Annotated in this window: 9 protein-coding genes; 8 read left to right on the top strand and 1 reads right to left on the bottom strand. The window is 44.2% G+C overall.

All coding sequences use genetic code 11. From position 1 onward, the window contains the following. Window positions 1-30 precede the first annotated feature (30 nt). The 5 genes from CXF62_RS04660 (at window position 31) to CXF62_RS04640 (ending at window position 7378) form a co-directional block, all read left to right on the top strand. Window positions 31-1791, top strand: coding sequence for an ATP-dependent nuclease (locus tag CXF62_RS04660; RefSeq protein ID WP_102093097.1), 1761 nt, complete (start codon window positions 31-33; stop codon window positions 1789-1791). 61 nt (window positions 1792-1852) lie between these two features. Beyond that, entirely contained in the window at window positions 1853-3094 is a 1242-nt protein-coding gene (prpF, locus tag CXF62_RS04655; protein ID WP_102093096.1) for a 2-methylaconitate cis-trans isomerase PrpF, read from the top strand. A 38-nt stretch (window positions 3095-3132) separates the two neighbouring features. Beyond that, the gene (locus CXF62_RS04650; RefSeq protein ID WP_102093095.1) at window positions 3133-4986 is read left to right on the top strand and encodes an ABC transporter ATP-binding protein; all 1854 of its coding nucleotides are present in this window, start codon (window positions 3133-3135) and stop codon (window positions 4984-4986) included. Window positions 4987-5057: 71 nt separating this feature from the next. Continuing rightward, on the top strand, window positions 5058-5684 hold the full coding sequence (locus CXF62_RS04645) for a GNAT family N-acetyltransferase (protein ID WP_102093118.1): 627 nt from the start codon (window positions 5058-5060) through the stop codon (window positions 5682-5684). 152 nt (window positions 5685-5836) lie between these two features. Next, window positions 5837-7378: a bifunctional 2-methylcitrate dehydratase/aconitate hydratase gene (locus CXF62_RS04640; RefSeq protein ID WP_102093094.1), complete on the top strand. Its 1542-nt coding sequence runs from the start codon at window positions 5837-5839 to the stop codon at window positions 7376-7378. A gap of 61 nt (window positions 7379-7439) precedes the next feature. Here CXF62_RS04640 and CXF62_RS04635 read toward each other — a convergent pair whose 3' ends face one another. Beyond that, the gene (locus CXF62_RS04635; protein WP_228153166.1) at window positions 7440-8228 is read right to left on the bottom strand and encodes an SDR family oxidoreductase; all 789 of its coding nucleotides are present in this window, start codon (window positions 8226-8228) and stop codon (window positions 7440-7442) included. Between the two features lie 204 nt (window positions 8229-8432). Here CXF62_RS04635 and CXF62_RS04630 point away from each other — a divergent pair, with 204 nt between their 5' ends. From CXF62_RS04630 to CXF62_RS04620, 3 genes are all read left to right on the top strand, one after another. Further along, a complete protein-coding gene (locus CXF62_RS04630) occupies window positions 8433-9833 on the top strand; it encodes a DUF2868 domain-containing protein (RefSeq protein ID WP_102093093.1) in 1401 nt (466 codons plus the stop codon). Window positions 9834-9954: 121 nt separating this feature from the next. Beyond that, entirely contained in the window at window positions 9955-10926 is a 972-nt protein-coding gene (locus CXF62_RS04625; RefSeq protein WP_102093092.1) for a sterol desaturase family protein, read from the top strand. 168 nt (window positions 10927-11094) lie between these two features. After that, a complete protein-coding gene (locus tag CXF62_RS04620) occupies window positions 11095-12768 on the top strand; it encodes a DUF3482 domain-containing protein (protein WP_102093091.1) in 1674 nt (557 codons plus the stop codon). The last annotated feature ends 8 nt before the right edge of the window (window positions 12769-12776 follow it).

The following is a 12776-nucleotide window of genomic DNA, read 5'->3' as shown; positions in this document are numbered from 1 at the left end:
TGAGTTTGATAAATATGATTTGGAGTAATAATGCATAAAATTAAAGAATTACACATAAAGAACTATAAATCATGCCAAGAAACAAAGATAACTCTTGAAAACTATACGCCTTTGGTTGGATATAATAACGCTGGTAAATCAAATATTCTAAAGTGTGTGGATACTTTAGTACGTGGAAAAGGTCAAAATGAATCAAGCTTTTTTGACAACACAAAACCTATCGAAATTATTGCATTGCTAGAAGGTTTAAGTGACAACTCTCTACAACATTTAAGCCAACAACAAATTACTAGCCTTGAGCCACATATTGAAGAAGGATCATTATATGTTAGATTTTTTCAAGAAAAACCTGGTACTGGAAAAAACTCTGTTGTAATGGGTATACAGAAACCTTCAGAACTACAGCTTGGTGTGTGGATAAATCCTAATGGATTACCACAAGCAATAACCACATTATTTCCTGAGCCAACTTTCATAAATTCGATGGAAGATTCAGCAGAGGACGTTTCTAAGTTCAAAGCCAGCAATACAATAGGCAAGCTCATTGCTCACCTACAAAAAGAAATTATAGATTCTAAAGCAACAGAGATAAATAGCGCTCTTGAAGTAGTGGGGAAAAAACTAAATTTAAATGGTAGTGAAAGACTGGATGAGCTATCTAGTTTTGATTCCTCCATAAATGACAAAATTGGTGATTTCTTTCCGGGATTATCATTAAATATTGATATACCGACTCCAAGTATTGCAGATTTGTTTAAACAAGGAACAATCAAAGTTAGGGAAGTTGGCACAGTAAGACAGTCCGATTTTATCGACATGGGTCACGGTTCACAGCGTGCTATTCAGATGACATTGATACGACATTTAGCAGAAATAACAAAGGATGTAGCCAAGCAAGGAAAGACAAACATACTTCTAATTGATGAACCAGAGTTGTTTTTACACCCACAAGCAGTTGAGCTATTACGATCTTCTCTTAAACTGCTTTCTAACAGAGGGTATCAAATTATATTCTCTACACATTCACCTTATATGATTGAACAATCAGATATACCTATCACGAATATTATTCGGAAGAATCATAATGGGACTATAGTCACTACAAGACTAAAAGAAGCTCTTGAACAAACCTTACTTGATAATGACTCACAAGCTAGACTGCTATTCGATACCTATAATCTTGGACAAATATTATTTTCTGATAAAATTTTAATAGCTGAAGGGGCTACAGAGAAAACAATATTACCAATACTTTTCAATAGTGTAATTGGAAAGACACTAGGTGAGCATAAATTGGCTCTAGTCATTGCAGATGGAGCAGGTAATATTCCAAAAATGATAGAAATACTTGAGAAAATGGGTATTTCTACAAAAGGTTTAGTTGATTTGGACTTTGCCTTTACAGGTGCTGTAGATCAAGGGTTAATAGAAGAAATAGATCAAGGCATAGACTCATGCCTAACTATAATACAGAATATTAGGCCAGTACATGGTTTTAGTTTAAATGGAAGAAGACCATGTAAAGGTAATGGTTTTAAGGCATGTGACGTTTATGAATTAATGGCAGCAGAAAGTAATGCAATTGCTCCTATCAATCATATAAAAGAAAATATGAAAGCTCATTCTATTTGGGTTTGGTCTAAAGGGGCTATAGAACCACACTTATGTTTAGAAACCAAAGAAAATGGAGAATGGCTTCAGTTTAGACAAAAATTAGCTACAGATCCTATTGAAAGTTGTGTACATGATTTAGGCGAGATTAGAGACTTTTTCAATTGGTGTATAAGTTGATAGTTTTAAGAGTAATACTCTTTATTGATATATCTAATAATAGAAAAAAGGACTTCTAATAATGACCCAATCAAACTCTACCTTTGCTCCGCAAATCCCCATCCCCGCAACCTATATGCGCGGCGGTACTTCAAAAGGGACATTCTTTAAATTGTCTGACTTACCTGAGCGTTGCCAAGTTGCTGGCGAGTCACGTGATAACTTCTTATTGCGCGTCGTCGGCAGCCCAGATCCTTACGGCAAGCAAATCGACGGTCTTGGCAATGGTAGCTCTAGTACCTCAAAGACGGTAATTTTATCGGCCTCTGACAGACCAGACCATGATGTGAATTATCTGTTTGGACAAGTTAATATCGCCAAGCCTATGATTGATTGGGCGGGTAACTGTGGCAACTTAACCGCAGCGGTTGGTGCCTGTGCTATTAATATGGGACTGGTTGATGCTGACAAGATTGCTAACAGCATCGATGACAATGCAGATAGCGGTATTTGTGAAGTGCGTATCTGGCAAGAAAATATTAGCAAAACCATTATTGCGCATGTGCCAGTCTATAAAGATGCGAATGATAAAGTACAGGTTCAAGAGACGGGCGACTTTGAATTAGACGGTGTCACCTTCCCAGCGGCTGAGGTTAAAATTGAGTTTATCGATCCGGTTGATGCCACCAGCGATATGTTCCCGACGGGCAATTTGGTCGATGATTTTGATGTGACGGGTTGCGGCCTTGATACTAATAGCGTCAACGCGACCTTTATTAGCGCGGGCATACCGACTATCTTTATGAACGCAGAAGATTTAGGCTTTACCGGTACTGAGTTGCAAGGTGATATCAATAGCGACAGCGAGCTAATTGCCAAGCTTGAAAAAATCCGTGCCATAGGCGGCGTGGCAATGGGACTGTTCAAAGACGTCTCTGAGGCACAAACCAGCCAACACATTCCTAAAATTGCTTGGGTTGGCGTAGCACAGAGCTATACGGCTTCTAGTGGTAAGTTGGTCGATGCAGCCGAGATTGATTTAGTCGTACGTGCCATGAGTATGGGGCAATTGCATCATGCCATGATGGGCACAGCAGCAGTTGCTATTGCCGCCGCCGCAACCACACAAGGCACAATCGTTAACGAGGCTGCTGGCGGTGGTGAGCTGACAGAGGTACGTTTTGGTCATCCATCAGGTACATTGCTGGTCGGTGGTAAGACTGAACAGGTCGATGGACGCTGGCAAGCCAAAAAAGTGTCGATGAGCCGCTCAGCAAGGCGTATTATGGTCGGTGAAGTCTTTGTGCCAGCGGATGCGTTTTAAGCATAGTCATGGCTTATTTTAATTTTTGATAGAGTGTTATGCCAACATCTCCCCAACCCCGCCGTGTGCAATTAGACAAAAAACCGCCAGTCGAGAAAAAAGAACGGCGGGCGCTGCTGTGGGATATCCTCAAAAAACTGGCGGTATTTGCTAAGCCTTATCGCTTGCTTATCATCGCCACCTTAGCGCTGACTGCTCTAGGCTCCTTTACCGCGCAAGTTAATGCCTTTGTACTACGTTATGCCGTTGATACCTTGACCGAAATCGCTACCCTCGCTGAGCCTTGGGAAGCTGGCGTGCGCATGCTGACCATTATCAGTGCGGTACTCTTAACCAAAGAGATATTATCGATATTCATCTCGTTTGGGCAACGCTTCTTCGGCGAAAAGATTCGTATCAATCTATCACGTGATTTATCGCAAAAAATCATTGAGCGCATCTTGACCTATCGGATGGCATTTTATACCAGTAGCGAAAACGACAGCGGCAAGTTGCAAACGCGTATCGATTATGGCGTCAGCAGCTTAACCAGTTTAGTGCAAAACTTTTTTATCGATATGCTACCGCTGTTTGCCAATGCGATCGTGGCGCTTATCATTATGTTTTCGACCAATTTTTGGATAGGCTTGGTCGGTCTTATTATCATTCCCATTTACTTTTTTATCAGTCAAAAACAAGCGCAGCGTCTACAAGGGTTTCGTCGGCAGATGCGCGGCTATAGAGAAGCCAAAAGCGGTTTGGTAATATCTTTGATCAATTCGATCAGCGTGGTGAAATCCTTTGTCCGTGAGTCGATAGAAGCAGAAAAGCACTTAGCCATTCAAAAGGAAATGACCGATAATCAGCTGCGTATTCGCAGTATTGGTTTTGTTTATGATGCCATCAAAACCTTTATCGAACAGATTGGTGTGGTGGTTATCATCTTGCTCACCGCTTATTTTGTCCTACAAGGTGAGATGACCATTGGTATGATTTTGTTTCATGTCATGCTGTTTCAAAATGTCGCCGCCCCTATTCGACAGCTGCATCGCATCTACGACCAGATAAATAATGCATTGACCTATGCCGAAGGGTTTTTTGATATTTTAGAAGATGACAGCCAAGTCGAGAGCATCGCTGGTATCAGTAGCGACAACCTAAAAGGTCATATCGAGCTTAAAAATGTCGACTTTACTTATCCGAATGGGACGCAAGCGCTCAAAGACGTCAGCTTCACTATTAAGCCCAACCGTATCACGGCGCTGGTTGGCCTCTCTGGCGCTGGCAAGAGCACGATTATCAATCTATTGGTCAAGTTCTATGCCCCAGACGCTGGCTCGATATGCCTAGACGGGCATGATTTGGCTGACTGTGATACTCATGAGCTGCGTCAAAACATTGGTCTGGTGCTACAAAGCAATCATATATTTTCGGGCACGATCAGTGAAAATATCCGCTATGGCAATATGAATGCTAGCATTGATGACATCATTGTAGCGGCAAAAAAAGCTTCGATACATGAACAAATCGTCGCCTTGACAGACGGCTACGAGAGTACTGCAAAGTCGTTATCAGGTGGGCAGCAGCAGCGTATCGCGCTGGCAAGGATGTTTTTAAAAGATCCGCCGATTGTGTTTTTGGACGAGCCGACCGCCAGTCTCGATGCTATCGCCAGTCAACAGGTCAAAAAAAGCCTTGATCTGATCAAAAAAGACCGAACCGTTATTATGGTTTCGCACAATATTGCTCAGATTATCGACGCCGATGATCTGGTAGTCATAGAGAATGGCGAAGTGGTTGAGACAGGTACCCATGAGGTACTTTATGCCCAACGCGGCAAATACTTTGAGATATTTAGTGCCATGTCTGATAGCTTAAATTTAGACAAAATCAGCCAGACCCTAAAGGGTTAGGAATGGTTAATGACTGCCTAAATCGTTATAATGCCCCTATTTTACCGCCTATTGCCAGAAGCTTGCCCATTATGAATTGTGAATTTTCTATCAAAACCTTTGACGAGCTGACCTCAGTTGACCTTTACCATATCCTAAAAGCACGCTCGCAGGTTTTTGTCGTCGAACAAAACTGTGCTTATCAAGATATGGATGAAGTCGATTTTGATTGCTTGCATTTGATTGCTCATCAAAACGCAGCGTTAGTGGGCTATTGCCGCATTGTTCCGCCTGAATTCAATAAACTAAAATCCAATCTATCGGTCGCCGACCCTACGATCAAGACCAACCACACTGCCATGCCTGCCATCGGTAGAGTGCTTGTGTTATCAGAGCACAGAGGTGACGGCATAGCACGCCAAATAATGACTCAGGCTATTGCTCATTGCCGCAAAAAATACGGTAAAAAACGCCCGATTATTATCTCGGCACAGGCCTACCTGCTTAGTTTTTATGAGTCTTTGGGTTTTGTACCTGAAGGTGAGCATTATCTTGAAGATAATATCGAGCACGTGAAGATGGTGCTATACGTTGCTAAGAAAAACAAAGTAAGAAAAGAAAGTGTGGATACTGCGTCAACCACGACCAAAGTTTTGAGTTTTCTGCTGTTTATTATAGCAGCGCTGTTTATTTTAGGTCTGCTCTATTTGATGATTTAAACAGCCTACAAAGTTTTACTTCTTAACACAATTCAGTCTGGTTGTTCCATATTGAGTATGCTACTTTTGAATGATAACCGCTTTAAAAGGATGACTACGAGCATGGGTCAACAAAGCGAAAAGTTAGCACACTCAAGGAAGAGGAAACAACCATGTCAAATACCAATTCAGATACAGCCCATTCAAATACAAATGAGGCAACGGTAGAGAGCAATATCCGTCCAGAATATGACGATGAAATCCAAAAAATCGCCGATTATGTGCTCAATTATTCCATAGATAACGAGTCACCAAATCCCACTGATGCATGGCGTACTGCACGCCACTGTCTCATGGATACCATCGGCTGCGGACTACTGGCACTGCGCTTCCCTGAGTGTACCAAGCACTTGGGGCCTGATTGCCCTGATCAAATAACGCCGCATGGCGCTCGCGTCCCTGGCACCTCCTATAGACTAGACCCCATCAAAGCCGCTTTTGACATCGGCTGTATGGTACGCTGGCTTGACTATAATGATACGTGGCTCGCTGCTGAGTGGGGTCATCCGTCTGATAACTTGGGCGGCATCTTGGCGGTCGCCGACTATATCAGTCAAAAAAATATCGGCCAAAGGCAAGCACCTCTAACCATGAGGGCCGTGCTCGAGGCGATGATCATGGCGCATGAAATTCAAGGCGTCATGGCACTCGAAAACTCATTCAATCGCGTGGGTCTTGATCATGTGTTTTTGGTAAAATTAGCCTCAACTGCGGTCGTCGCCAAACTCTATCAGCTGCCACGCGAGCGCATCATGGCCGCCATCTCACAAGCCATTGTCGATGGTCAGGCACTGCGCACCTATCGTCATGCACCCAACGCGGGCAGCCGAAAATCATGGGCGGCAGGTGATGCAACCAGCCGTGCGGTACGTCTGGTAGATATCACCGCACGTGGTGAAATGGGTGTCCCTGGCGCACTAACCGCACCGCAATGGGGGTTTTATGATGTGCTGTTTATCCATACCAATAAAGATCTTGCAACCAAACCCGAAGACGAGCGTCGATTTACCTTTCAGCGTGACTTTGGCAGTTATGTGATGGAGAATATCTTATTTAAAATCAGCTTTCCCGCTGAATTTCATGCGCAGACTGCTTGTGAAGCGGCGGTTATTTTGCATCCACATGTGAGAGGTCGAATTGATGATATTGAAAAAATTGTCCTAACCACGCATGATTCTGCAATTCGCATCATCTCAAAGGAAGGTGCGCTTGCTAACCCAGCTGATCGGGATCACTGCTTACAATATATGGTGGCTGTGCCACTATTGACAGGCGATTTGATGGCGGAGAACTACGAGGATGACTATCATGAAGAGCATTTATCAATCGATGAGCTACGCGAAAAAATGATGGTAGAAGAAGACGCACAGTATTCAAAAGATTACCATGACCCCAGTAAGCGCTCTATTGCCAATGCCATTCAAATATTCTTCAAAGATGGCAGTAGCACAGAAAAAGTCGCCATCGAGTATCCTATCGGTCATAAACGCCGCCGTGCCGAGGGCATTCCTATACTTGAGGCAAAGTTCCGAGCCAGCTTGGCTACTCGCTTTATCGACAGTCGGTGTCAGCAAATCATTGAGCTGTGTGACGATCAAGAAAAATTGGAGCAAACGCCAGTGAATGAGTTTATGGACTTATTTATGGCTTATTAGTGTTTTAACAGGATAGCCATCCTAAACCACCCTATCATTTGTATCATTACCAAGATATTGATTACCAAGGTATCGACTCTCCTGCCCAATCGACAAAACTGCCTGATTGGGCAGCCGTCATCCCTGATAGCACTTCCAATAAACACTCGGCGCTATAGGCTGGCGAGAATAGATGTCCTTCAGCGACATTGCCTTGAAACGGTGCGGACAGTTGGGTATTCACGGTTCCCGGTTGCATAACGACTACGCACACCTCTTTGAGTGATCGGCCCCATTCGATACTCAAGTTTTTCATCCCCATATTGAGCGCCGCCTTGCTCATTCTATAACTATACCAGCCGCCAAGTTGATTGTCCGTGATACTACCGACACGAGCTGATATGGTCGCAAAAATACCTGGATGCTCAGCGCTGCGTTCAGCTTTGGCGAGCAACGGTTTGATATGCTTGGCTATCAGCAAGCTTGCTAGTGCATTGATTTGCATGTTGTGTAAAAAGAACTCCGTTTCAATCTGCCTCAAGGCCTTTTCTGGCTGCGCACTCTTGGTATGTAATAATCCCACGCAGTTGATCACCCAATCTACATGACCCACTGTCTGCTTGATGGTGTCGGCCGCTTTTTTGATGCTGTCTTCATCACTGATATTCATGGGCAACCAGTGTAGATTTTCTGCTTCAAAGTTCGGCTCATTGCGATGATAAGTAGCAAAGACTGTTATGCCGCTTTTATCAACTTGACGATCCGTTTGATCAGCAGCGGTTTCTTGTACCAGCTGCTTGATCATGGCTTGACCGATACCGCCTGTGCCACCGATAATCAGATAGATTTTATTATTCATATCGTTATTCATATGCTACCCTCCCTCTTTTTATACAGCTCTTAGCACGTGTTGGTTTGTTTATTCATTTTGGCTGATTTTACGAGTGTTTGCTATGATAAAAATAATAGACATTATTCTCATTCTATATACGCTACAATAATTTTTAGCGATTAAACCCGCATTTTTTGCTTTCCATTACTTATATTGACGTTCTTATACGGATATCAGCGCCTTATGCTATCACCCCAAGACCAACTGACCGAGCTAGTACGTGCCTTAGAGACTGATCAGCACGTCTTTGCCACTGACCCGTTACTGATCACGGAAAAGCTACAGAGTGAGGATGGCACACCTATCCAAAAGCTGCATCGACGGGCCTCACGCATCGATAGCAATGGGGCGCTTGCGCGTGTACTGGGTAAGATTGATGGCCGCATAAAAGGCATCATGATCGTCATGAGTGTGGTGTGGTGCATCTCGGGATTTTTGGGTCTGTTCACGCTATTGCAGTCTAATGTGGTGAACTTCTTTTATGTATTGGTTTGCTTGCTTGGTTTTCATACTATTATGCTTGGTGGCTGGTTGGTCATGACACTTATCAATCGAGACCAGCAAGCGCCCAGTTGGTTTGCCAGCTTTGTCAGTCCCAGTTACCTCATACGCGGTAAAGACGATGTGACCAAGGCGGCCGTCGATCTGTATGAGCGCCAATTACAGCATAGCGGTATGCGCTGGTATTTGGGCCGGTTTAGCCATCAGTTATGGCTTGCGACGTTGACTGGCATGCTGCTTGCGATTATATTCTTGTTGGTTGTGCGTCAGTATAGCTTTAGCTGGGAGTCGACCCTACTCTCTGATCAGGCGCTGGTGAGCTTAACGCAAATACTCGGCTGGCTACCAGGCATGGTTGGTTTTGATGTGCCAGATAGTACAGCGATTGTACAAAGCAGGTTGGTCACAGAAGCGATGCCATTGTCTGTGGCGCGGCAGTGGGCAGGATTGCTAGTCGGTAGCTTGCTGATGTACGGTATTGTCCCGCGTGCGATAGCGTGGGTATTTTGTGCCTTGATGTTCCGCCGCAAAAAGATGCGCTTAGACATCAAACAACCGTATTACCAAAAGATCATAAATTTTTGGCAGCGTCAGGTGGTTGATGCAGATGACTTTACGGAAGCACCCGCACCTGTCGCGCCCAAAGCGGCGGTAAGTGCAGGCAAGAAACTGGTCGCCTTGCTTGAATATCCTTCAAATCAGGATAAATGGTGGCAGTCAGGGTTGAATGATGACCGTCATGATTTTTCAGAATTAAGTGAGATTGAGGATTTTGGTATCGTCGATGACCGTGATGATATGGCACGGCTCAAACACTACTTAGACGAGCACCCTGTGCAAGTGTTATTGGGAATTCATAGCAAAGCGCTGCCTGACCGCGGTACGCTACGCAAACTTGATCAAATCGCCGCTCATGCAAAAGATGGACTGATTGTACAGCTGCTCAGTGATACCCCCCCTTCTGCTGGCTTGACTGACGCTCGTACGGATGATGAACCAGTAGATAAACAAGCCGTTCGCTATCAGCAGTGGCAAACAGCGCTCTCTGCGCGCAAAATTGGATTGGTGGATATTAATTCTTAAAGTTTTTGAATGCGATACTTAATAATAATTATTTTTATAAAAGGGACAAAATAAACCAGTAATATAGAAGATAGTCATCTCTTGGGTAACAAAGATGTTTTATAGTGGCTAGGAGCCAAATATGTCAACAGACAACACCCTCTTAACATCAGGTGAGTATGGTCAGATATTGGATAATTACAAAGAGGCGTTAAACCAAAGTATCTTAACCGCTGCACCAGAGTCATGGCAGCCAATGCTGGCAAGTATCTTACCTGCTCACTGGCAAGAATGGCTGTTACCGCTGGCTGGTGGCCCATTTTTCTTATTGTTTTTGGCAGAGTGGTTTTATCAGTCTAAGCGTGGGAAAAATGAAAGCTTTAGCTGGCGCCGTGCGATGACCAATTTTAGCTTGGGCGGCTCTTATCTCGGATTTGAATTGATTGTCCAAGCACTTATTGTGCTGCCTATTTGCCTGTGGCTATATCAATACCGACTATTCACTATTGAGGTGACATTGCTGACAGCCATACCCATATTTGTCGCGGTTGAGTTCAGCTATTACTGGTTTCACCGTGCCTCACACCGCATGAATTGGTTTTGGTCAGCGCATGTCGTGCACCATTCAGATGATAAGATGAACCTATCCACCGCCATGCGCCAAAGCCTGCTGTACTCAGTGACAGGTTGGTGGTTATTTTTTGTTCCGCTGATGATATTGGGTGTGCATCCTGTCTGGGTATTTTTCTTTTATGCGTTAGATTTGATTTATCAGTTCTTTATCCATACCGAGACGGTGGGGAAATTTCCAAAATGGGTTGAGTATATCTTTGACACCCCATCCAACCACCGCGCCCATCATGGTACTAATGGCGAATATATTGACCAAAATTATGGCGGCGTTCTTATTATTTTTGATCGCTGGTTTGGCACTTATGTAGAAGAAGACACCGTCAATAATCCTGTCAAATATGGGGCTGTTGGTGAGACCAGTCACGATAATATTATTGGTCTGATATTTGGGGTGTTTTACCGAATGTGGCAGCGGTTTTTTCGTGCCAAGGGCATCAAGAAAAAACTCAAGGTACTGTTACGTCCACCAAGTGCAGTCTAATAGCTTATCCATGACTATGTATATCTACGAATTTTGACTCTATATGCTTTGATCTATGGATTTGACTGTACGTATCCATAACCAATACTTAACCAATACTTAACCAGAGTTGCTCTACAATAGATGGGTACTGTATATTCTAGCCATTAATAAATATAAGACGCTATTATGAATAATGATAAAAATAATCACGAGAACAATAAGCCTGCAGGTCTCTTTGCGGACAAAGCTTATGAGCCAACCCCTGATGTCTCAAGCACTCCTTCAGACAATACCTCAAAATCTACAGTAGCTCAGTCAATAGCTACTCAGGATAATCAACCTGTATCAACCGAAGCATCAGCAACGACAGCACCAGTGTCAAGGGTAACAAAGAAAACCATCGCCAGTGGTGAACCGCTCAAATTGGCCGTTGTTGGTCATACCAATACGGGTAAAACCTCTATACTGCGCACGTTATTGCGAGACGTATATTTTGGCGAAGTCAAAAACGAAGCTGCGACCACGCGTCACGTTGAGCAAGCACAGCTGACAGACAGTCGAACTGGTGAGGTGCTGGTAGCACTATACGATACGCCTGGTCTGGAAGATGCTTCAGGGCTTATGGACTGGCTAGAGGACAACACTGCCAGTCGCCGTGATGGTATTGAACGTCTGCAACAGTTTTTGGCGGCGGATGTCGCTCAAGGTTCAGACAGCTATGACTTGCCCTATGATTATAGTCAAGAAGCCAAAGTAATTCGTCAGCTGCTGACAAGTGATATGGCCATTTACGTGGTAGATGCTCGTGAGCCTGTATTGGGTAAATATAAAGACGAGCTAGCGATTTTGTCTTGGGCTGCGATTCCTGTGATGCCTGTCTTTAATTTTACCGACAGTCAGAATGCCAATATCGACGACTGGCAAACGATGCTGGCAAGACGCAATCTGCATATTTCAACGCGTTTCGATTCGGTCGCGTTTGAGTTTGAAGATGAGATGCGTCTATGGAAAAACCTAGCCACTATGCTCACCCACTCTGAGATGCTTGAGCAGCTGATGCAACGTCGAACGGAGGATTGGGCGCAGCTGTATGACGAGGCCAATATCATCATCGCTGATTTTTTATTGAATGTTGCTGCCTTTGTACGCGAGATCAACGAAGATGACGACCCACTTCCTGTCTTAGAACAAATGCAAGAAGCGGTTAGGCAAAGTGAGCGTGCGATGCAGCATAACTTACTTAACCTTTATAAGTTTTATGACAATGCCGTCGCTGCAACGCCGCTTGAACTACAAGCCTATCAACAAGATCCTTTTGACCCTGAACTACTCAAAAGCTACGGCATTCGTACCACTTCTGGGGCAGCAGCTGGTGCGCTTCTAGGACTAGGTATCGATGCAGCAGCCCTAGGTACGACTCTGGGATTGGGTGCCGCTATAGGTGGTATTGCAGGCGGGCTGCTATCGAATACCAGCAGTATTGCCGATAGGATTACTGGGGTAAAACGCTTGTATATTGATCCTGCAACGTTAACATTGCTAGCCACGCGAGCATTAGACTTGCTTACGGCCTTACGTCATCGTGGTCATGCTGCTACAGACGCCACTCAGTTATTATATAAGGGCGAAAACAGCAGTCTTGGAACGTCGCGAACTGACGACAGTAGCCATGCAGATGAAGACAATAATCCAATTACGGTATGGCCAGCACACAAACTACCAAGTGAGCTCAAAAAAGCGCGTGGTAAACCACAATGGTCGTCGCTTAGCAGCGGTAAGTCCGAACAAGCTCAGTTATTACGCACAGACATGGCATGGTCGCTGTCAGGTAAACTACAGTCGTATAAGCGTGAGTCATAAATTACTAG

Origin of the sequence: Psychrobacter sp. MES7-P7E (assembly GCF_002863645.1) — a bacterium.
Classification (GTDB): Bacteria; Pseudomonadota; Gammaproteobacteria; order Pseudomonadales; family Moraxellaceae; genus Psychrobacter.
This window is presented reverse-complemented; position numbering and strand designations above follow the sequence as displayed.